The organism is Flavobacterium polysaccharolyticum (assembly GCF_038739875.1).
Taxonomy (GTDB): domain Bacteria; phylum Bacteroidota; class Bacteroidia; order Flavobacteriales; family Flavobacteriaceae; genus Flavobacterium; species Flavobacterium polysaccharolyticum.
Genome location: NZ_JBCGDP010000014.1, coordinates 78,246 through 100,753 on the forward strand (window position 1 = coordinate 78,246; position 22,508 = coordinate 100,753).

Annotated in this window: 16 protein-coding genes; all 16 read right to left on the reverse strand. The window is 32.3% G+C overall.

Annotated elements, in window-relative coordinates:
* Nucleotide 1 precedes the first annotated feature (1 nt).
* The 16 genes from WFZ86_RS14115 to WFZ86_RS14190 all read right to left on the reverse strand — a co-directional run bounded on the left by WFZ86_RS14115 (nt 2) and on the right by WFZ86_RS14190 (nt 22,505).
* Complete coding sequence (locus WFZ86_RS14115) at nt 2-1,357, reverse strand: ATP-binding protein (protein WP_342692530.1); 1,356 nt, start codon at nt 1,355-1,357, stop codon at nt 2-4.
* A complete protein-coding gene (locus WFZ86_RS14120; RefSeq protein ID WP_342692531.1) occupies nt 1,347-2,264 on the reverse strand; it encodes a hypothetical protein in 918 nt (305 codons plus the stop codon). The genes WFZ86_RS14115 and WFZ86_RS14120 overlap by 11 nt, the downstream gene beginning before the upstream one ends.
* A gap of 97 nt (nt 2,265-2,361) precedes the next feature.
* Nucleotides 2,362-3,171 carry a hypothetical protein gene (locus tag WFZ86_RS14125; RefSeq protein WP_110305371.1) on the reverse strand — a complete coding sequence of 270 codons (810 nt, stop codon included), beginning with the start codon at nt 3,169-3,171 and terminating at the stop codon, nt 2,362-2,364.
* Nucleotides 3,172-3,183: 12 nt separating this feature from the next.
* A complete protein-coding gene (locus WFZ86_RS14130; RefSeq protein WP_342692532.1) occupies nt 3,184-5,184 on the reverse strand; it encodes a hypothetical protein in 2,001 nt (666 codons plus the stop codon).
* A gap of 30 nt (nt 5,185-5,214) precedes the next feature.
* Nucleotides 5,215-9,060 (reverse strand): contractile injection system tape measure protein, encoded by a 3,846-nt coding sequence (locus WFZ86_RS14135; protein WP_342692533.1) that lies wholly within the window; start codon nt 9,058-9,060, stop codon nt 5,215-5,217.
* 4 nt (nt 9,061-9,064) lie between these two features.
* Nucleotides 9,065-11,797, reverse strand: a complete 2,733-nt coding sequence (locus WFZ86_RS14140) for a hypothetical protein (protein WP_342692534.1) — start codon at nt 11,795-11,797, stop codon at nt 9,065-9,067.
* A complete protein-coding gene (locus WFZ86_RS14145; RefSeq protein ID WP_342692535.1) occupies nt 11,784-15,668 on the reverse strand; it encodes a hypothetical protein in 3,885 nt (1,294 codons plus the stop codon). Before WFZ86_RS14145 ends, WFZ86_RS14140 begins: the two co-directional genes overlap by 14 nt.
* Nucleotides 15,669-16,109: a GPW/gp25 family protein gene (locus WFZ86_RS14150; protein WP_110305366.1), complete on the reverse strand. Its 441-nt coding sequence runs from the start codon at nt 16,107-16,109 to the stop codon at nt 15,669-15,671.
* Complete coding sequence (locus WFZ86_RS14155; protein ID WP_110305365.1) at nt 16,102-16,404, reverse strand: PAAR domain-containing protein; 303 nt, start codon at nt 16,402-16,404, stop codon at nt 16,102-16,104. Before WFZ86_RS14155 ends, WFZ86_RS14150 begins: the two co-directional genes overlap by 8 nt.
* Before the next feature lie 39 nt (nt 16,405-16,443).
* Nucleotides 16,444-18,243: a type VI secretion system tip protein VgrG gene (gene vgrG, locus WFZ86_RS14160; protein WP_342692536.1), complete on the reverse strand. Its 1,800-nt coding sequence runs from the start codon at nt 18,241-18,243 to the stop codon at nt 16,444-16,446.
* Entirely contained in the window at nt 18,244-18,921 is a 678-nt protein-coding gene (locus WFZ86_RS14165; protein WP_342692537.1) for a CIS tube protein, read from the reverse strand.
* Nucleotides 18,922-18,932: 11 nt separating this feature from the next.
* A complete protein-coding gene (locus WFZ86_RS14170; RefSeq protein ID WP_165834858.1) occupies nt 18,933-19,103 on the reverse strand; it encodes a DUF5908 family protein in 171 nt (56 codons plus the stop codon).
* 3 nt (nt 19,104-19,106) lie between these two features.
* Complete coding sequence (locus tag WFZ86_RS14175) at nt 19,107-19,571, reverse strand: phage tail protein (protein ID WP_110305363.1); 465 nt, start codon at nt 19,569-19,571, stop codon at nt 19,107-19,109.
* Nucleotides 19,561-20,028 carry a phage tail protein gene (locus tag WFZ86_RS14180; RefSeq protein ID WP_110305362.1) on the reverse strand — a complete coding sequence of 156 codons (468 nt, stop codon included), beginning with the start codon at nt 20,026-20,028 and terminating at the stop codon, nt 19,561-19,563. Before WFZ86_RS14180 ends, WFZ86_RS14175 begins: the two co-directional genes overlap by 11 nt.
* 51 nt (nt 20,029-20,079) lie before the next feature.
* Nucleotides 20,080-21,657 carry a phage tail sheath family protein gene (locus WFZ86_RS14185; RefSeq protein ID WP_165834856.1) on the reverse strand — a complete coding sequence of 526 codons (1,578 nt, stop codon included), beginning with the start codon at nt 21,655-21,657 and terminating at the stop codon, nt 20,080-20,082.
* A gap of 32 nt (nt 21,658-21,689) precedes the next feature.
* A complete protein-coding gene (locus WFZ86_RS14190) occupies nt 21,690-22,505 on the reverse strand; it encodes a hypothetical protein (protein WP_342692538.1) in 816 nt (271 codons plus the stop codon).
* Between the last annotated feature and the right edge of the window lie 3 nt (nt 22,506-22,508).

The window sequence follows — 22,508 nt, forward strand, 5'->3', positions numbered from 1 at the left end:
TTTATTTTTTTAGAATTAGGGTTTTATTTTCTTTGCTAAACTCCCGTTTTATTCCTTTTAATAACTCGTTTTTAGTTACAACGGAATCATTTCTGCCTATTGCAGCCAAGGCACAGTATCGCAATACATTAATAATAGCTCCACCTGCCAGCTCATAATCTTCGGCGATTTGATATAAATCAATTTCTTCTGATAAAGTACAAATGCCTGAGAATGCATTTTGCCACAATTGATAACGTTCTTCTGTAGATGGCATATTAAAATGGATTATAGCCTGAAATCGTCTGGTAAATGCTTCATCCATATTGGCTCTTAAATTAGAAGCCAGAATAACAACCCCAGGAAAATCTTCAATGAGTTGCAATAAATGAGCAGTTTGCTGGTTGGCATGTCGGTCATTGGATGAATTAGCGGCAGTTCGTTTACCAAATAAAGCATCGGCCTCATCAAAAAACAAAATCCACTCTTTATCACGAGCTATATCAAATACTTTGGATAAATTTTTCTCGGTTTCTCCAATGTATTTGGAAACAATCATGGATAAATCGATACGATAGACTTCTTTGTTTGTTGCTTTTCCTAAAAGGGTAGCGGTTAATGATTTTCCTGTTCCTGGTGGACCGTAAAACAAGGCGCGATAACCAGGCTTTATTTTGCTGGACAAGCCCCATTCGTTGAGTAAGGTTTCGCCATGTTCTAGCCAAGTGAGGATTTCATTAACTTGTTCCATAACGATAGTATCCAGTACGACGTCTTCCCAGTTCAAAGAGCTGGTTATTTTTTGTGCCGGGAAAGAAGCACTTTGTGCGACACTTATTTTTTCATTGGTTATAAAATAATGAAACCAATTGTGATGCAGACTAAGAATGCCATTTAATTTTGGAATGAAAGCATCTGTTTCGGCTAATTGCAGTACATCTTCTTTGATGAGTTTGTTTTCTTTGCTTACAATTTTATGGACTTCATTTAGTAATTCTTTATGTGTAGCAGTAATTAAGAATGCCAATGTTTGTCCTGTTGGTATAAAGCCGCTATGTCCTTTATCTATTATACCTCCAAATTCGGTGAAACCTCGATCATACATAGCATTTTTTCCAAAGAAAATATCTAGGATTTCAGGTCTAAGATGTGGTGCTAAGCATAGTGCAATTCCTAAACGTTCATAGATGTTTATGTTCCAATTGTTTACAAAGGAAGCGAAAGGACCATTTTCTGTAGATAAATCAGGTATAGGAATATCGTGCCAATCGTTTTCATGACCTTCTTGCATCAAATAACTACTAATGACTTGTTGTATTACTTTTTCAAGCCAATCAAGTTCTTCATGCAATATTGTTATGTTCGTTTTAGATCCCATAGTTCACAAAAAGTTTTTCAATATCATCTAATGAAGCATCGGCCCATTTAAAATAGAGCAATGCTGTATTAGGATTGAGTTGATTGCCAGATAATAGATCCAGAATACTTATTTGAGCATTATTTAATAGAGCAACATCGTGTTCTTGATTTGTATCCAGATTGTATTTATAAAAATCTTTTCCCCATAAATTCAATAAGGTACGTTGGTAAATAAGTTTGTCTATAAATTCTGAAAGACTTTCATTTTGTTCTGCTAATTTCTTAGCTTTAAAAAAACTAGGTTTTCTTTCGGATTGCCTATAATAATATTCAATATCCTTTGACTGAATTGTTTTTGAATCGGAATGTCCAAAAATATCTACCAGACCAAAGTTTTCTGTTTCCATAGCAATTTCTAATTCTCCATCTTTTGCTCCGGAAATAGCTAATGTCCAATCAGAAGTACTCGCTGTTTCAGTAATCAAATAGAGTTCTCTGAAAGAAAAATAAGTTTGGGTCAGTTTTATTATTAACTCATTCTGTAGTTCAGTCCAATTTTTAATTTTGACTGCCTCAGGATTATTACATTTAAAAATAAAACTCCCGCCAGCTGCAAAAGCTAAAATTTGTTTACTAAATTCAAAAATACCATCAAATGCGCTATTGCCTGTTGCTCTCCCTGAATAAGGTTTTGAAACGCCATCGCTAAATTGCCAGGAATCGCTATTTAATTTGATGTTATGCTCAAAAACTACATTTTTCATTTCTACAATATTGGAACTAAAAATATTTCCTAAAACAATCATTTCGCCATTGATGATATGGAAAAAGTCTCCTGGATACAGCGTTTTGTTTAAAGGCTTTGAAGGAATATAATTAGTTTTAGTATAGAATGCACTATAAAATTTTTTGTAAATACGATTCATGGTTTTCTTTTTTAGGGAAAGTTATGGTTTTTAGTCACAGTTTTTAAAATAGTAATAAAAACTGTGATTAAAAACCAAATGATTTGTATTGTCTGTCTTAACTAGCAAGAGCAGCAGCATTTGCAGCTGCTAAACCAGCTTGTAAAGATTTTAAATTGATCTGAGCTTTATTTAACTCAGCTGTTTTTAAATTTAACTGATTTAAGGTTTCATTATAGGCATTTTGCATTTTATTAAACTCAGCAACAGAAGATTGATACGCATTATTTAATAACGTTTTTAATGAAGCATTAGGACTATTGGTTTTGTTGTCTGATGTTAATTTGTCATATAATCTGCGAGATTGTACATTTTCTAAAGCTGCTGTATTTAGCACATCCTTGTTAGTTGACTGTGCTGTAAATGTTGCATTTAGAGCTACTAAAGTAAGTGCCACAGCATTGTTGGCATTCGTACCCGCTTTAGTTATCAATGCAATTAATTGATCTGAAATTAGCGGGTTTTGCGCTTTTTTCCGAGTAATTAATCCTGCTAATTTGTTAATCATTTCAGCGGTGTAAATCAGTTTATTAATTACTATAGTCGTATTTTGAGCAACTTCTTTAGTTTTATCATTGGCATGTACAATTTCATTTAAAGCTACTTTTGAGCTGTCTTTTAAATTTAATGCATTTTTTATTACACCATCCATTAAAACAACATTGTTTTTTGCTTGCGTTTTGTTTGCATCTGCTTGTGTTAAAAAGCCTTGGTATGTATTTAATTTGTTTGTTAAAGAAGTGACTATTGCTTGCAATTGAGATACTTCGTCTGTGGCATTTAAAACCTGAATAGTTAAAGAGTCGAGAGTTCTTTTTTTACTTTCGGTAACACCATATTTTGTTTGATTCATTACTAATGTTGACATAGTTGTTTTTTTTTAATTGTTATTTTCTGTTGGTTTTGTAGCGTAGTAGAATGTATTGGTATTCTTAAAATCGGAAATTGAGTTTGAAAATTGCACTGTTATCTTTTTTGGACCAGAAGCCATTGATAATATTACAGGAATGTATTCATTTCCTTCGATGAGTGGGTTGCCAAAATTATCCGTGGTGTTTTCAAGTATTGGAAGAGTTACCGATTTTTTATTTGTTTTGGGGTCAATTGTGATTTGATCAGCAGTGGGAACCATATAATTTCCATCTGTAACATTTTCTGCAATCAGTTGGTTAAAAAAGAAACCAGGTTTTGGTGTTGTTTTTTGGCCGTTTTGACTTTCAGAAATTGGATTAATACTTCTTAGATCTATAGAAGTTAACGCCTCAATTCTTGTTTTTAAATCATTAATTTGTGTGTCAAGAACATTATCTGTATCGTTTTTCGATGTTCCTTTGGCTTCTGCAATCTCTGAAGTATCATTCTGGTTTAATGCTGTTTGCTTTTCGGTAAGATCGTTCAGTTCGTTAGTTAAACTTTCTAGTAAGTTTTGATTATTGAACTGTTTTATTTCATCTTCTTCGTCTTTAATCTTATTGATTTCATTGTTAATTTCAATTACAATTTGCTTTTCTACCGATAGTAAATCTTCGGTTTTAAACATTTGATTGATTACAGTTGAATTGTTAAGCAGAAACATACATCGGTAATCTACTTTTACTGTATTAGGTTCCATTAAATTAAATTGTAATACTTGGGTTGTATAATTTGCTGTATTATCTTTTTGAGGCAAGAAAGAAACGGATATCGAATCAGTTTTAGGACTATTTAATGGAGTAGTCAAAACAAAAGAAGAGGATGCGGCCGTTAAATAATCTTCAAAATTATTTAATGATTTTTTATAATCGATTGTAAATTGTGCCAAAACAAACACAACATAGTTCTCTCCTAATGACAAAGGATCATTATTAATATCTTTGATATCATTTATTGAAATAGTCTCTGAAATAGTTTCAAAATTAGTATCATATATTGGATAAGCTATTTCAGGAGTATTAATCAATCCTTCTGCAGTAGCGATTGAAAAAATTGATTTTTCACTTTCTTTTACTACGAAAATGTAATAATTTTCTACAGGATTAACATTGTACGGATAAGTAATTATGCCATTTACTAAAATTTCTATATTGTTATTATAAAAAGGATTTAGATAAGTATCAAATTGAACAGTAAAATCTGAATTGGTTTTCTTTGTAATTTGTAAGTTTAAATTCAATTCGTTTATACTTAGTAAATAGTTTTCTTTAGCGGCATCATATTCTACATTGGCATCTATTAATTCTCCTTCTGCTTTTTTCTGGGCAGTAGCTGCATCGGTAAAGGCTGTGTTTTCAGTAACCTGTAATGTAGTGGTGGCTCCTAATTGATTATTTAAAACAGTTACTAAATCTGTAATGGATGTTCCCGTGATTGTTGCCATATCTGAAACAGTACTAGCTGTTACTTCTGCAGTCCGATAAGATGCATCCATGGCCAATTGAGATGCTACTTCAGCATTGTATGCCGTATCATTCATTAGTTTGTTTACAGCAACTGCTTGGTCATAAATTTGGCTTCCATAATCTGCAGCATTCAAAATACTCACGATACTGCCCATATCACTGGCTAAACTGACTATAGCATTTGTTGCAATTTGAACATTAGCTGCTGCAACCGCAGTATTTGAAACAGATTGTAAATTAAACTGATTTTCCTGGTTGGCAGTAGCTACTACATTGGTGCTAAGGTTGTTATTTTCTACAGCTTCATCTTTAATTGTTTCCTGATCAGCATATTTTTGTTCTGTTTTTTTTAATTTTTCCTGAGCTGTTATTTTTGCATCTTCGGCATAATAAAGCGTGAACATACCCGCATTTAATTGGGCTTGCGTGGTGCTTAATTTTAGTTCTTGTGCTTGCAAGGATGTTGCGACACTTGCGTTTAGATTTTCATTGTAGGAACTCATAATTTTTAGTTTTAATGTTAATATTATTTATTAGTATGGCCATATTACATGTAATGGTTTTTTCATCCATGGGTATTTAATGATTGAAAATGAAAAGGGTGATTTGTGTATCAATAGATCATAGACTCTTTTTTCGACAGTTAATTCCCAGCGTTCTTCTTTTTCTATAAGTAATCCATCTCTTACCAGCCAGTTTCCTCTAAAACCTAATATAGAGGTATCTCCAACCTTTGGCCAATGTGAAATAGCAGCTTTAATAAGACCATTGATTAATTCTGATTGTTCTTCAGTAATGCTAATTCTATCCTTTACAGGCGTTGTTATTGGTAATCCACATAAGACTTTATTGAGTGGTAATAAAGATTCTTCTGTTTTTGTCAATCCTGTGATAACGTATTGTATGTAATGAACAGCATTTAATTGAGAGGTACTGTTTTTAAATTTTTTTTCATTTAATAAACCCAATCGGTCCATCAGTATTTCGATATAATTGTTTAATATAACGATACCAGCGTTTTTAACGGGAATAGCAGTAGCTGTTTCCTGATTTGAAAGTGTTTTTGATACTAGCTCTTTTGGAAATTTTGTATCTATATTTTTAGTTGTAGTTTTAGAATTTGATTTTATTAATTGATTTAAACTAATTTGTAAAGCAGGAGCAAAGCGGTATTTTATCTTATCTAATTCAAGTAGTATTTCTTTTGTTGAAATATTCTTTTTTTGACTGAGTTCCCATAGTAATTCTTGCCAAATATTTTCAACAGAAAGAATGGTCCAGTTGTTTTCTGTCCATGCAAGAATTATTTTTTTTAATAGAATAGTTTGAATTTCTTTACCAGATATGACTTTTATGGACGATTGTCCAAAAGCAGTATGCATACGCTCGACTGTATGTAGTTGATGATTGTTTTTGATATTACTCTTAATAACAGCCATTGTTTTTCTAAAATCCATCCAGTCGTATAACTGTTGTTTGTGCAATTGAGGAATTTTATTTTGTTTATAAACAACAATAAAGGGGATAGGGTTATATTCTAATACTTCATGAAATAAATCGAGAGCAGAATTGTTTTTAGTGTTGTTGTACCAAAGGGGTATTTTCTTTTCCGTAATTAATACAACATACAATGCTTCAATTAAACCTTGTTCTTCGCATAATTGTATGTCTTTATTTCTAAAGATTGTGACACTACTGGTTAGATTTGAAAACGAGTTGTTGTATTGTATTAAAATGTCTTTTAGGATTGGACTAATTGTTATCTTATTGGAAATAATAGTATTCATAATTTCATTAGAAGTTATCATTTCCTGCTTTATCATTTGGTTGATCCAATATTCGATAAATGGTTTCCCTATAACTTGTATCGTCTTGTTTTGTTGAATAATTTCCCAGGTTATTTTCCAAAAAGAGTTTTCGATGTTCGCTTTGTTATTCGAATTCATAAAAAACATTATAAATTCATAAAAAGATTTAAGGGTTTCTATTGCTTCTTTGAGTAATGTCGAACTATCATTTGTAATCCATAAACTAAAAATGCTCCAGTCTAAACTAGTTTGTAGTATTTTAATTCGTTTCTCAGTTATGGTATAATTTGAAAGTATTTTTCGTACTTCTGATGGATTGATTTCAAGAGCCATTTGTAGCAAGTCTTTCAGTAGGAATTCCTGATTGTTTGCGACAAATTTTAAAGTTTCGTTTTGAATGCTTTTTGTCAGCCATTCATATAAATTTTCAGTGGTTACCATTTGTCCGTTCAGTAGCATACTTTCTGTACGAACTAAGTTTGGTTTTTCTGAAGTGGCTATTGGTTGCTTTACAATTTTTTTTTCAGGAATTGGTTGTGTTTTGCTTTGAAATAATTTTAATCTTATTTTTTCTAAGTTATTTTCAGAAGTACTGATGTTTTGTATTTTTTCGTGTTTAAAAAGCAGTGTTACAAAAACATCAAAATTGTTTTTTTGAGAAGGAGTTATCAATTTTAGAAGTTTTGCTAAAACGGCTTCTAAGAACTGAATTGAAGTGTACTCAGTATGCAATAGAATGAGTTTTACACTTATCAGATACAGATTGTCTAAAAGGAGTGAACTAAAATTTCCAGACGCTGAATTTTGATTGATTTCTTTTATTATTCTTTCCAGTGTCTGTACTAAAAGTAATTTTGGGTGATTCCCTTTTTTAACAAATAAAGAAAGCTGTTTTTTATCTAAGATATAAGGAAACAATACTGTTATAGTCTCTTTGTTATTGTGTTGTATTATCGTTTCAAAGCATTGCGTTGGGTTAAGTCTAAGCTGTTCAATTATTAATTTTTGAATCTCTAAAGAACGACTTGTGGCAGCTGAGTTAGATCGTATTTTTTGTGCTAATTCTGTTATTAAGTCATTAAAATTTGTAACACGAGTAGCTGTGTGTTTTTCTGAGACTTCATCAATTAAAATAGCGGTTAAATTGGTATATATTTCTAAAGTAGCAATTGTTTTTGAAGACGAAGGAACGCTTACATTGGTCATTCTATTGACAATGCTCTCTTTTAATTCATTGTTTTTTTTACTTAACTCATTAAGGATAAAATTTAGAAATGTTTTATTATCAAATGGGGTATTCTTATATTTTATTAGGAATTGAATTCCAATTTGCCATAAGAAATCAATTGCTATTTTCTCATTCATTTCTTTGTAAAGCTTTTCTATGAAATAAATACTGTCAATCAGCATTTGAGATGCTACAGGAAGAATGGCATGAAAAATATTTTCAAGAGCTTCGTTACTTAAATCTTGGACTACATCCGTCCAAAAATAAGTATCCTTACTTAAGGATGAAAAAAGGCTACTAAATTTGGTTTTATTTTCTTTTGAAAGCACAAGGATCAATTCATTAAATTCACTTTTCGAAATACTTTCTTTGAGAAGGGAAGCTGAATTAAAGAGAGTTTTTAATCGTATCCAATAATCTGTTTCGTCTATTGTGGCTATTTCTGTTTTAGCTTTAATAAGTTCATTTTCTTTGGTTAAAAGATTGAGGATTAATATAAAATCGGCTTTTGTACTCGAAGTAACATAAATATGTTGTATGGCCAATTCAATCATATTTAGCAATTCAGAATAAGACACATTATAATGATTTGACATTTGCTGAATACTACTTTTCATAAAAGCAACTTTATTGAAAATAGTTCCTCGATCTGTAAATAAATAATTGAGTATCCAAAACCAAAGATTTTTTTTAAAGTCATTTTCATTAGCAGGGACAAGTGTTTCTTGCTGTTGAATTTTGGTTAATTCTTCAGAAAATTTAATAATCTGATTGTGATTACTGGTTTCTAAACCCTCAATTATTTTTAGAATAATAGATTCCTGTAATTGCCATGCTATTCTTTTTCTAACATTTTCATCTGTTTTTCCTACTTCATTAAGCATTTTTATCAATGCTTCTTTGTTGGAAATAAATAGAACTTCCATCATTTTATTTAAAGAACTATCGTTTTTATAGTTCCAGGGCATAGCACCAGTTAAAAAATAATGACCAAGCATATCTATTTGTGAGGTTTTCGTATTTGAAATTTCAATGCGATCAGTTCTTTTTTCGGCATTTAGAATCATTGTAAAGAGTTGTTCGCTTAATTGATTGCATAGTTTTAAAGACAAATCTTCTTCTAAAATATCATAATCAATATGACCTAAATCCAAGGTTAATGATGGGATACTCCAGGTTTGACTTTCAGGACACATCTTATCAAAAAGAGCTGTTATCTCATTTGGCATTTTTGTCTTGCTCCAAACACTGATGCGTTGCTGCAATTCATGGGCGTTTTCTTTCTTGTCAAAAGAATTTTCCCATTTAAGTTTTGATATGATATGATTTCCCCGACTTGTCATAAAATTACATTTTAGGTATATTATTTATAATGTTAAACAATGCAGTAGCGGTGTCGGTAGTTTTTTTATAGGCTGAATTGTTATATATTAAATTGTTGTACCAATCAGTATAGGCCGGAATGAAGCTGTTTAAAGTTTCTTGATTTACAAAACGATAGCTGTAGGAAACTTCAATTGGCAAGGTGTTTTCCAAAAATGTATCCAATCGATTCTTAAAATAATCGGTGTTGAAATAAGGGATGTAATCAGGAAAAAGTAAAGTTATAGTTTCTATGCATTCTGAGTTTTCAGGGCTATTTTCGAAATTCATTCCAAAAAAATAATCAGATGCAATAGTAGCAGTCTGTTTCCAGTTTATACTTGTTGTTTGCGTTGTTGAAAGAAGTTCATAAGTAATAGTATCTATAGTAAGAACAATTTCACCAGAGTCTGAATTAGTGTCTATGGTAATTGCATTAGCGTTTTCTAGTAAAGTGTACAAAGCTATGGTCTCAGCATAGCATAGGGAATCCTTCAATTTATAATAAGGTCCCTTTTCAATAGATGGTGTGATTACTATGGTATGATCAAATGGATATAATAAGCAATTTTCAATGCAAACCAATCCTTTGCGTTCTTTTAAAAACCATAAACATTGCTGAATTTGTTCTAACTGATTCTTACAATCCTGACATTTTTCAGTTTGCTGTAGCGTGTTTTCACAAAGAGCGCATTTTTTTTCTTCTAAATTATTTAATAGGTTTTCCAGGTAATTAATATAAGGTGTTTTCAAACTCAATAAAATGTTGAGTTGTAATTCTAGCGCCGCATAATTAATAAAATCTTGTTTTCTTATTTTTTCAATTTGATCGACTTTATTGGTATTAAATATGAAATCATTTTCAAACTTTTCATTTTTTGGAATAGTGCTATCTTTTTCAGATTCTAAATAAAAACGAACAGAAGCAACATCTATTAATAATTGCTCTATATTTAAAGGTAATGCTAGTTTTATTTCTTCAATTTTTTTTGCCCCCAGATAATTATATCCTTTAAATCTATTATAAGAAAGCAATCCTAAATTTTGAAGGTACAAACTTTTGATAATGATTTTATCTTTAGCACTATTTCCTGTATAGACAGAGCCTTCAATCACTGTATTTATCAATAATGGAGATTCTCCATGTCTTGCTAGTAGATGATCTAACATTTCATTTCTCCTGTTCAGATTGATAGTTTCGTCTTCAATAAGATTTTGTAAGCCTCTTATGTAAGAATTGTATGGATCATCTTTGAATTTGTTCCAGCTTATTTCTTCCGCGACACTTTTAGCCCTGGCTTCTAGACTGAAATTGAAAGTATCATTATTTTTAAGCAATGGTTTTATATTGGGAATAGTATATAAAGACTGATAAAAATAAGTAGGGGAGAAACTCAAATAAGGTGCAGGATATGCAAGATGCTCTTTTTCATATGGTGTTTTAGAAACATAAAAGTTTTTTAATTCAGAAGGTGTACCGGTTATACCGTTTTTGAATGAGAATAGTTGAGGTACATTGGCTAATTGTGAAAACTGATTCGCTAATACTTGATCAAACAGAGTAAGGTAACCTTTTAATTGACGAGATTGTGCTATTTGAAAATCACTTGCGTTAGAATTAATCGCGTTTTCACCTACTGCATATATCTCTGGAAAGGTATTTTGTATCGAATAATAGGAATTAATATCTCGGAATTTTCCCTTAGGGAGTTTAGATCCTTTATTTATCAAATTGGCAAATGAAGTATCAGTTTTTGATAGCGATTCGTATGAAGTAGTTAAACTATTATTTTTGACATTAGTATAAATAATTTCTAATGAACCCAAATCGAAAGAGAGTAATTCATTAGTCGCTGAAGTTACAAAATCACCGCTCTTTACACCATTAATTTGAAGATCTTGAATATTGATTACTCCCTCAACCGACCCAATAATAGTAATGAGATTCTGACTAGTTATGTAATCTTTCTTTTTGCCTAAATTAGCATCACTTATCCATCCATTTCTCAACTCTGGACCATTATAGATGGCATCGGTGCTTTTGCCATCAAGTAGAAATTGATCATCATTTTCACGAATTACTTTTGGAAAAATGTAATTGTTTATTTGGCTTTCTATTAATGAAAGTATTTTTGAAAGTGCAACGTCATTACTAATTTCTAGCTTTCCGTTTAAAATGTAAGTTGTTTTTTTTAATGGTAAAGGTATTAGAAATAATTCCCCTATATTTCTACGTTTATTTAATCTATAGAAAACGGTATTGCAGATAGTTGTAATAGAAGTTGGATTATCTACTTTAGGATCGATTGATAAATAAAGCATGTAAACACCTTTTATATAAGATAGCGTACTTTGTATTGGTACTAGCACTACATTATCAACTTCGCTCACTTCATCTACAATATATTTGATATAGTCTTTTGCCGTGAGTGGAGAAGTCGTTAATATTTCTTCGGGTAAATAAAACTGATCCTTTAAAATCAGTTTATCATCTGAATTGGTTAGGATATCTTGTATTGGAAAATCATTGCAATAGCCTAATTCCGTTAATGCATAACATAGTTGATCCAGTATAGTAACACCTGGATCACTTGGATTTAGGTTGGTCCATTCGTTTCCGCTTACTTTTTGAATATGAGCAAGTCCTTCCTCTTTCAAAGAGTTGAAATCCTGAGTAATCGGAAGCGGTTGATCTATTATGTAATTAATCTCTTTCATTAATAATATGATTTATATTGGAACCGATTATTAATTCTGTATTTTGATCCAATTGTATTTCGCTAAGGTCTGTTTGTACAATAAAATCTCCAGTTTTAGAAAGTTGACTGGTGTTGAAACTTAATGTATTACTTACATTACTAACCCCTTCTATAGTTTTAATAAATTGAATTACATCATTAGCCTTTAGATTTTCTCCGATTGTAATTTGTGGACTCTTTGTAGCAATCCAAGGCGATAAAAATAATTTTAATGCGGTATTTACTGTTTTTTGCACACCTTCAAATTCATAGTCAGAATTAATTGTTATTGAGGTGTTTATGGTAACGGTTAAGAATGAAAAGTTAACAACGGTAACTGTTGTAAATGCTGAGGTTCTCTCGCTAAGGTAATGTTGTATTTTTTCTTCCTCACAAATGCTAATCATTGGAGCAAAAGCATTATAGTCATTGATATTAATGACTTTTTTTATCACATACACACTAATTGTTTTATTGCCATAAATTGCTTTGGAATAATAAATGTCGTTGAACTCTTGTTGGATAGTACTATAATAATCCATTAGATTTACAACTCTATCTTTTGTTTTTAATCTGTTGCTGACTCTTTTATTTTTACTATTGTTATTTTCCATTGCTTTTCCACCAAATGATGCAAAAGGCTGTACAATATTGGCAATTTCTGGGATGGCATTTTGAGATTTACTAATGCTGTCACTATCGATTTTTGGTTCGCTTGTATTTACTAAATATTCACTTCCAGAACGAGTTAATAATACACCATTTGTTTTTAAAAAAGTAATTTCTGGATAATTAGCAATCTCACTTTTGGTAGCTAAACAAATCCAATAGTTTTTGCTATTCATTAAATGGGTCTTATTACTTATATCTTTAGGGAAATTAAAAGCAAGAATGCCTGAACAGCTCAAGTTATTTGTACTGTCTGAAAGTAACGGCAAGAGTTGCCAACCAGAAGAACTCAAATAATAATAGTCGGGCTTTGTATCCGTTGGTATATTGCCTTCTTTTCTGCCCAATTCTACATAGAAATTGATAACATTTGGAGCAATAATTTCTTCTAATTCAATATATAAAAAACCTTTGTAATTATGCAAATCAGGGATTACAGGAATTCCTGTTGCTATTTGGGAACTGTTTATATTGTTATCGCCAACGTTGTAATTGAAAACAGGAACTGTGGTTGCCGAATCATAAGTTAAGTAATTAATAAATGGAGCATACGTATAGCATTGCAGGGGAAAATCATTTGTTTGAGTTAAGTCATATTTTTGTAGAGCACAATAATTAGCCGTTATTGTTTTTAGTTTTGGTGAAAAAGGGAGCTTGGGTTGAGCTGCTATTTTTTTTGAATCAGTAAATGTTTTTGAAATTTGAAGCGCATTTTGTAAAGCTGTATTGGCTACAATTTCCGGATATATTTCAAAGCCAAAACCATAAGGATTTGGACCTGACAATGCCATTTTTAAGAACCCGGAATCACTTTTTTCTGTAAAAAATAATTCTGAATTTTGAATATTTGGATCAATAGCAATAGTAGTTGTTTCTGTTTCAGAAGTAGTAAGGACTTCTGTTGTTTGAGATATGTTTGGGTCAGATGAAACTTGAGTTGTACAGGCATTTGATGCAGAATAGCTAAAGAAACTTTTAGTAGTTAGTTCGCATTTTTTTGCTTCACTGTCCGTACTGAATAATAAATTAGCCGTACTATCTGCTTGTGGCACACAATATTCGTTTACGCAATAAGGAACAGGTTTAATATTATCCTCTTGGTCAACAGATATTCCTTGGTTCATCATGTTGAAATTTTTCCAGGTTGAATTATTCAGTATTTCAAAATCAACTGTAAAACAGGTATTATTAAAAGGGGTTGTAGCATTTGGATCTACGATGCCCAAAATATCTTTTAGCAATTGTACTATTTCTTTCAATAGTTCAATGATAGTATTTAACAGCTTTTTTATAATTCCGATGGTAATTTTTGCAACTTCTTTTATTATTTTTTCTATTTTTTTAATGATTCCATTCGATTTTGAAGTGTTTGGAACCAATTGGTTTTGAGTTAAAGGAATGCTGGAAAGATAAGTATTGTATTCTTGGTAATAGGTTTGAAAACTTTTAGGCAAAGTATCCCAGGTTAAATCAATTGCAAGCGATTGCAAGGGCTTACTAAATATTTCGTTGCTGCCAATTATAAAACTACTATTAATCGTTGGAGTTGGTCCAAACAATTCAAAAGGCTTTTTAGGATCTAAAGCACCAAAATCATTGTACAATTGAAGAGAATTATTATTTTGAACGGTTACTTTAAATTCAATTGCATTGATAATGGGTATTGAAACATTATTTGTATAACTATCGAATACAATTTTTAATAAAGGCCATTTTGAATCATAACCGTCAGGATTTTTTGTAAATGTTTCAATGGCTGGTTGTGTAGTATCTAACGTGATGTTTAAAGTTAGTGATGAATTAATACTATTACTCTCTTGAATAGAAACGGGTACGTTAAGCCAATTTTCTTTGGTACTTAGATAAAAGTTATCTGTATTCAAAAATTGAAAAGCGGTTGCTTCATTAAAAGTGATCGTTACTTGAATTATTCTATTACCTTCTTTTGCATATAGTAATGGAGAAGCAAAAGCAATGCCTAGAGAAACATTCGTGGCATCAGGAGATTGGTTATTACCAAAAATAGACCAACCTTCTATTTTTCCAGTTTCGTCCTTTTGTAATTGAGAGGGAGTAACTATATTTTGTAAATAAAGTTTAGACGAAGTGTTTTCTATAGTTGTTACCGCTAATGTTTTTGCACATACTATTGTGGCAGGATTTAAAGACACATTCTCATTTGAAGAAAAAATAATAGGATTTTTATTAGCATCAAGGCCAGCATCAAATGAACTCTCTTTTGGTAAAAGGAAAGCACTGTTTTTTTTACTTAAATTCAGGGCTATAAATACGCTATCAGGGAGTGCATTTTTTATATACTGTTTTAGAATGTCAGTGTAATAAAAATCCAAATGTTTTTGAGAAATTTCATTTAACTGTTGGCGATGATGCATCAACAATTGAATAAAAGTGCGTATCAAAATAGTATCAGGAAAAGGACTTCTGGTTTCTTTTAATTTTTCAAAAGAAGCTTTGGCATGCTGTGTAATTGTAGTAATGAAAGTAAATAGTTGATTACCAGTATTTTTTAAGGCATGAATAAAGTCAAGAACTTTGTTTTTAACAAAAGTGTCCTCTAAATCAAGTATTTCCCAATATGGTTTTTTGTCTTTATTTAGTTGCCAAATTGTTGCATCTGCATTTTGAAAAACAGATAAGTCAACACTTTCTACTTTTGTTATAATTTTATTCAAAATTAATTGGCAGCGAAGTGATAATAAAGCCCAAAATTGAGCACTATAAATGTGTTCTACCTGGTAAAATAGATATTTTTTGAGACTAAATTCCTGATTGGTTTTTAATAAAAATTGTATCCAATGTTCTAGTTTTAGAAACAATTGAAATATTTGTTCAAACAATGAATGAATTAATTCGCTTATTTTGGTATTGTTTTCATCTTTAAGTAATGATTCTATATGCAAGCAGCAGTTTAGGAAAAGAGAGTGCTGTTTTGTGACATTTGTCTTTGCAATAGAAGCCACAATAATGATAGGGTCTTTTAGTAAAAAAGGAGTCCAGTTTCCGTTTATTTGATTGTTGGCATCATAAAAATTAATAAGTGAAGCAAAATCTGCTATAAAACTTAGCCAGTCGCTCTCGGTTCTCCCATCAATTAAATTTGATGATGGAACCAATGCCGCTTCGACCGAGGTTAAAATAGTATTTTGATTCAATGTATTCATTTATCTGCTCCCTAAATTGGTTCCTTCTTTTATGTAAAAAGGAAAAACATAATTGTGTCTTGTATTGGTTTGATTGAAAACATATACAATTCGTATTTCGATTAATCCGGATAAAATAGAAGCAAAAGCAACTGTAATATCGAGTATGCTTATTCTGGGTTCGTTATGTAATAGGGAAAAACGAACTACATCTGCAATTTCTCCCTTTAATGTCTCATCCATTTTTCTAAAAAAAAACTGTTGAAGTCCTGATCCAAATCTTGAATTTAAATTACGTTCTCCAGTATTTGTTAGAAGAATAATTCTAATTGACTCGTTCACATTTTGTTCATAGCCAGAGAGATTCAACTGGTGATTTCCTGCTGAAAAAGTAACAGGAAAGGACCATCCAGAACCTAAAAAATGATTCTCTTCTTTAGTTATAAAATTGCTATTATCCACCTATTATTACATTTAAAGCTCCTAATACAATGCTTCCTCCATGTGCAGTTGAGTCCCCCATTCTTGCAGCAGGCATGCCACCAATCATTACAGTTGATGAACCTTTTATAATAGAATCCGGAGGCCCTACACACACAAGCGTATCACCAACTCTTGCTGCGGGTAATTTGCAAATTAAAACAGTAGGCTCTCCGGGGCCAATTATTGGGCCTCCTACATGTGGAATAGGAGATGGAAATGCAGGTGTTTGCATTGGACATTGATGAAAATCGGTTATTCTTGCTGCTGGTGGCATATCTTTTTTATTTGGATTGTAAAATTTTAAAGTCAACTTCTAATTTATCATTACCATAGCCCCTTTTAGGACTAATTGTGCACCACCTTGTACTTCGGCGTTTAAATTTCCTTTTGCTGAATACTGGCTTTGTGCTGTTTCTTTTATATTTAATCCACTTATGGCAACATCACCTCCAGACGAAGCGATACTAACACCTTGATTTCCTTTGATATTGACATTTTGAGTAGCTTCAATGTTTATGTCTTTTGCACTTTTAATGGTAATCCCGCTACTAGACATCACTACACTATTATCGTTTTGATCTTTAATCGTAATTTGTTTGTCTTTATCGCTAACAATTATGGTGTTTTTATTGGGAGTGCTCAGCGTCCAGACTACATTTTCATCATCAAATTCAATCGCAATTTTAGATTTTGAGACAATGGCTTTAATACTATTCTTCTCATTAGGAGTTAAGCCTTCGTAAGGTTTTAAATTAGAACTACTGTAAACACTTCCTAAAATAATTGGGTAACGAGGATCTTCGTTTAAAAAACCAATGATGACTTCATCACCTACTTCGGGTAAAAAGAAAACACCGGCACCATTTGTAGAATAAAAATTAGATAGGCGGGCCCAAATACCTTCTCCATTAGTGTCAAATAACGGAACAGTTACTAATATTCGGTATTGTGAATCGGGATCGCTGTCTATTTTTTTTACAGTTCCATTAAAAATGCCTCTTGCGCCAGGCAATAAACCAGAGGCAGAAGGAGCCATAACATCGGGTTCTTCTGTAAACCAAAGTGGAGAAAGACCAATGCTTATTTCGGTTATCCAGTTTCCTTCGGATAAATCATGAGTAACACTAGAAATAAAATGATCTCCATTAAAGCGATCACCAAGTCCGGTTAAAGTGATATAATTGCCAGGATTGACTAAATTAGTACCCTGAAATTTTGCTTCTCCTTGAATTTTAGAATACTCACTTTTTATGAGTTGTGCTTTTGCCCAATTTGTCAAATCGGCATTTTCAAGTGGGGCAGTGGTCTGTATTTGATATTCCGATAAACCCACCACTTCAGAAAGTTTTTTGGACGAGATATTGCCAGGTCCTGCTACATTATTAGTGGATTGCATTGATGCAATAGCCTGATTTTTATAATCCCAGCTGCTCGCTTTTACAGTGTCTAATTGTGTAATAGCATTCATTGTAGCATTAAATTGCATCAAACCATTTCCGTAGGATACATTTAAAACAGGACTGGTATTTGCATCAGGAGGAGCTACAGTAACAGTTCCGTTAAGGGTGGTAATTAGCATTCCATTGCTTTCGGCGCGAGCCATAATATAATCCCAATCGCTCACATAGTATTGTACTTGTTCAGGCCAGCTGGTAGTAGTTGCTGTGACTTTTGCCGTTAAACCCGAATAAGTTCCAATGATTGAAGATATGATATCGCTATCTTTCTGTTTACTAAAGGTTAGACTTTTTCTGCCTACAATCATTTTTATTGCTTCATCTCTGCATTCTACTTCTAGTGCTGAGCCTACAATCTCATCAATACGAATGGACTGGCTTGTGATGATTCCCTGAAAAACAATTTCATTTTTAGAGTCATAACCACATTCAATGCTTATTTTCTCACCTGGAACAAAAGTTGAGGACGAACTGGCATCAAACGTTCCGGTACTGGCTTCTCCATCAAGGATGGTTATTTTTGCAATTGCAATTCTATTTACAGCTTTATTTATATGTACAGACAGCACATTCAATTCACTAGGAATTGATGTACCATTAATTTTTATAGTAAATGTTGCGGTGTTTCCAGACGCAATTTCTGTTTGAGTTGCCATTTATACGGGTTGAATTATTGGGGGAAATATTAATTTTTGTCCTCCTTTTAGGTTTCTAAATTTATTTAGCTCATTATATTGTGCTACTTGTATATAATAGGAATCATCATTCCAGGTTTGTTCACATAGCTGCAGGAGTGTATTTCCCTCTACTACACTTATCAAGTGGGTAATATCGGGTGATTTTTTAGCATCTAATTCCTCTACACTTTGTGGTGAAATATACTCTGAAAAGCCTAATGATAACTTGGCTCTTAAGGGACTACCGTCGGGTTTAAACAAGGTATATGAGGTGTCCATAGACTTTAAAACACCTTTAAAAACAAGACTTTTGCCCCACTGTACTTTTACAAAATTAGGTCGGTGAATTTTACCATTATAAGTGTAAATGATGCTTTCTAAAGAACTAATTTCCTGATTCATATCTACTCGTTTAGAGTCTACGATTCCGGTACAATCTATTACGATATCAAAGTTTAATTTTTCTACCGGAGTGCTTTTGTATTTTTGAGAAGGAGCGCTGGTATTGGGTGCTTGTTGTTCATTATATTCAATACCTCTCTGCCATTTTATTGTCTCTGGATTAATCATAACAGTATAGGGTTGACCTGGGAAAGCCTGTTGAAAATTTTCGTCTGTATATCCTGTTATTTTCATTAATTCTAAACTCGCCCCCATAGTGTTTGTATTTATCTTTTATAGCTGTTTTTTTTTGTTCGTTCTGCAATCATTCTTTTGCATTCTTCAAGTAATTGTTTTTTTAATAATTGAATTTCTGCTTCTTTAGCATTGCTGTCTTTGAAATTATCTCTTGATGATATTTCAGTTTTTATAATTAATTCTCTGATTTCTATTGGCATATGCTAAGCAAATAAATCGGCAATTGAGGTGTCGGGTGTTATGACAAAATAGGTATAGGCTAATTCGATAGATTCTATTACAAGTTCGTTTTCTTGTGACTTTAAATCGGAAACAGAATATTTTACGGGATATGCATTGTAAAATGTCCACATTACCGAAATGGAGCCATCAGGATTAAACAAACTTACCGAAACATCGTGTGTAGTTATGGCATTAGCCAGACCTTCGTCTAAGGTACTTGCACACCAGTCAATTAATTTAGAACCTTCCGGTATGAGTGCTCTTTTGAGTACTAGGTTTTGACTAGTGGTAATAGTAGGGAGACGATATTTAAATCGATTCTCCCCACCGCATACTACCTCTTCCATACTCAACTCTTTTGAGATGCCTGATACTTCTTTGAACGCAGCATCTTCACCCTTAAAAGAGAGTTCGAAGTAAAAACCTACTGGATAATTATTTGCCATTAGTAATTACCAATTGTTCGTGTGCAATTTCTATTGTATCTACCGCTACTTCATTACCATCAGATTTTAAATCGGTACTTGTAATTTTGGTAGGCCAGGCATTGTTTAATTGCCATTGCATAGTTGTTCCACCTTTTTCATCCAATAAACGAATAATAACAGTTCGTCTTTTGATAGTGTTCATCGTTATTTGTGCATGCCAATCCCAAAAGCTATTGTCGTTAACAAAAACGCCTCGTTTCATAGTAACGTTTCCGTACTTTGTAATGCCTGGCATTTTTTCTGTTGAAAAAAGCGGGCTATTACTTTTTCGATATTCAATGATTTGATTTTCTACATCCATTCCGGATACTTCCTGGAATGCTACTTTTGTTAATTCAGTTCCTAAATCTACTTCAAATCGGAACTTTGGCATGGGCCATGTTGCGCCTTCTACGCTTCCGTCATCTGCTGCCATAATATTTTATTTTTTAGATTGATTAAAATTTTTATTTATGTGTTTATTTGTCTAGCTAGAAGTAGCCATTTGTTGTTGAAAAGTTAGTACTATAAATTCAGCTGGTCGAACTATAGCTACTTTGATAGTTACTTTCATAAATCCATTTAAAATATCTTCTGAAGTCATAGTAGTACCTAACCCACAAGCAACAGAAAAAGCGTCTGAAGCTGATGCACCTTGGAGTCCACCTTCTTTCCAAATAGATGTTAAAAAGCTTCCAATCATTGCTTTTACTGCTTCCCAGGTGTTTTTATCATTTGGTTCAAAAACATAAGCATTAGCCGCTAGTTTACAGGATTGCTCTAAAAAGGTCATTGTTCTCCTAACCGGAAGATATCTCCAGTCCTGACTATTTCCATCTAAAGTTCTGGCTCCCCAAATTAAAATTCCCAGACCATTGAAAAAGCGAATGGCATTAATTGATTTTCCAGAAACAGCATCTACATTTAGACTACCTTGTTGTGTTTCCGATAAACGAATAGGTAGAGATGAGACTCCCACTATAGAAGTGTTTGCTGGAGCTTGCCAAACTCCTTCTTGATTATCTGTTGTAGCAATAACTCCAGCCATTCCACCGCTTGGAGGTAAAATATTAGCATCAAACAAGATATGCTTAATCATAAGGCTATAGGTTTTGCTGGCATTTATTAAAGCATTGTTATTTTGCGTCACACTAAGCCCGGAAGATGGATTGTTGATGTTGGTCATAATGCTTGCCACACTTGGGTTTGGATTATCTGCAGGATTCAATAATGCTTCAAGCTGTTTTGTATCACCACCAAATAAATTAGTATAGTCTATATCCTGATTTTGCATTATTGTTGTTCCTATAAAAGGATAATAAGCTGCTCCGTAATTTAAACCTTGTGAACCTGTATTGTTTCTAAACGTCTCAATATCGTTTGGATACATGATAGGGTCTGGATTGCGTCCTCCTATAATGTCGAAAATAGCAACAGCTGTTTGCGTTTGGGTGCATTGCAATAACATTTGTTGCATCAAGGTACCATTGTTATCTACAGAAAGTAGTGTTGCTTCTGGACAGATATACATGGTAGGTTCTTGTTCATTTAAGAGTAAGGATAAACCATTTTGTAAATCAGCTAATTGTACATTTGGATTTATAATTTGGTCTCCAGGATTCATTGGGTTTTTTGAAGGGGCACCATAAGGACCTACAGATACAATGTAGGCATCACCACCACCGTTTTCATAAAACAATTTGATACTATTGTACAAATAATAGATAGTATTTGGGTCTGGAACAATAGAGTAATATGCATTGTCTATAAGCATATAATCACCTTTTGTTGGCTGACTTTTTTGTTTTACCATATAATATTCTGGAGCATATTGTTTGGCAGGACTTGCAGGAGGAGCAGGATCCGGAAAACAATAAATAGCCTGAAATTCGGCAAAAGAAGTGATCTTTTGCGCCACATTTGTGTATGATTTTCCTTCATACGATGCTGTGGGAGTATAGCCAATAAAGGCGGGTACTGCGGTTGCAACAGGGACTACTGAATTAGGAAAAGCATTTAATTCATTGATGTAGACACCTGGTGATTTAATGTTAGACTCAATCATGGTTTTTCATATTTATTTTATTAATTAATTAATTATATATACACATACATGGAGGATGTAACTATTTTTTCTTTGTTTTCTTCCTCAATACCAATGTTCTTTGGGCTAGGGTTTGGTAAACCTTTAAAGATTGTTTTTCCTTTTTGATTACTAATAGTTGATCTATCTACCAAATCAAATTGGTATTTTGCTATTTCACTCATTTTCATTAAGTTTTTACCAGATGAAAAGAGTAGTGCTCTATTGCCATTTTGGAGTGTCACAGTTATTGCTTGCTCAAAATCAACAGGAATTTTACTCACTATTTCAGGATTATTAAGCGGAATTTCACTTTTATTGATAATGTAATATCTCCATTGTGTAGCTCTAGATTCATATTTAATGGTATAATTACATTCATTATTTGTACTTAGCAGCGCTATTATATCTTTAAAATAAATTTTTACAGAACCAATGATAGCCGAATTTGTACTAGGAATGCTCGCTGCGGTTAAAACTAATTTTTGATTTTCATAGACCGTATTAGAACTTGAGTAAATAAATTGATTTGCCCAATTTGTTGGTAATTCAGTAAATAGTGTAAAATTGGAATCCGATGAGGTTAGATCAAATTCAAAACAGTCCCTTTTGCTATTAGCTTGTATATAATTTAAATAATCTGAAATGTTTTGATAAAGATTACTATAAAATTCAAAAGTATTTCCATTCCAATTTATTTTAAATCCATATCGATTAATGGTTTTTGCTGTAGCCTTGTTGGGTTGAATTGCAATACAACTGCAAATACCTTTTTCAAAATATTCATGAAAAACCTGTATTGAAAAAATGATTTTGTATTGGCTATTCATACG

What these genes read in the sequence shown, in the direction of transcription:
- WFZ86_RS14125 (WP_110305371.1), bottom strand. Translation starts at nt 3,171, where the DNA reads ATGTCAACATTAGTAATGAATCAAACAAAATATGGTGTTACCGAAAGT.
- WFZ86_RS14190 (WP_342692538.1), bottom strand. Translation starts at nt 22,505, where the DNA reads ATGAATAGCCAATACAAAATCATTTTTTCAATACAGGTTTTTCATGAA.
- WFZ86_RS14175 (WP_110305363.1), bottom strand. Translation starts at nt 19,571, where the DNA reads ATGGCAAATAATTATCCAGTAGGTTTTTACTTCGAACTCTCTTTTAAG.
- WFZ86_RS14130 (WP_342692532.1), bottom strand. Translation starts at nt 5,184, where the DNA reads ATGAGTTCCTACAATGAAAATCTAAACGCAAGTGTCGCAACATCCTTG.
- WFZ86_RS14135 (WP_342692533.1), bottom strand. Translation starts at nt 9,060, where the DNA reads ATGACAAGTCGGGGAAATCATATCATATCAAAACTTAAATGGGAAAAT.
- WFZ86_RS14115 (WP_342692530.1), bottom strand. Translation starts at nt 1,357, where the DNA reads ATGGGATCTAAAACGAACATAACAATATTGCATGAAGAACTTGATTGG.
- WFZ86_RS14140 (WP_342692534.1), bottom strand. Translation starts at nt 11,797, where the DNA reads ATGAAAGAGATTAATTACATAATAGATCAACCGCTTCCGATTACTCAG.
- WFZ86_RS14145 (WP_342692535.1), bottom strand. Translation starts at nt 15,668, where the DNA reads ATGAATACATTGAATCAAAATACTATTTTAACCTCGGTCGAAGCGGCA.
- WFZ86_RS14185 (WP_165834856.1), bottom strand. Translation starts at nt 21,657, where the DNA reads ATGATTGAGTCTAACATTAAATCACCAGGTGTCTACATCAATGAATTA.
- vgrG (WP_342692536.1), bottom strand. Translation starts at nt 18,243, where the DNA reads ATGGCAACTCAAACAGAAATTGCGTCTGGAAACACCGCAACATTTACT.
- WFZ86_RS14120 (WP_342692531.1), bottom strand. Translation starts at nt 2,264, where the DNA reads ATGAATCGTATTTACAAAAAATTTTATAGTGCATTCTATACTAAAACT.
- WFZ86_RS14180 (WP_110305362.1), bottom strand. Translation starts at nt 20,028, where the DNA reads ATGGCAGCAGATGACGGAAGCGTAGAAGGCGCAACATGGCCCATGCCA.
- WFZ86_RS14165 (WP_342692537.1), bottom strand. Translation starts at nt 18,921, where the DNA reads ATGGGGGCGAGTTTAGAATTAATGAAAATAACAGGATATACAGACGAA.
- WFZ86_RS14155 (WP_110305365.1), bottom strand. Translation starts at nt 16,404, where the DNA reads ATGCCACCAGCAGCAAGAATAACCGATTTTCATCAATGTCCAATGCAA.
- WFZ86_RS14170 (WP_165834858.1), bottom strand. Translation starts at nt 19,103, where the DNA reads ATGCCAATAGAAATCAGAGAATTAATTATAAAAACTGAAATATCATCA.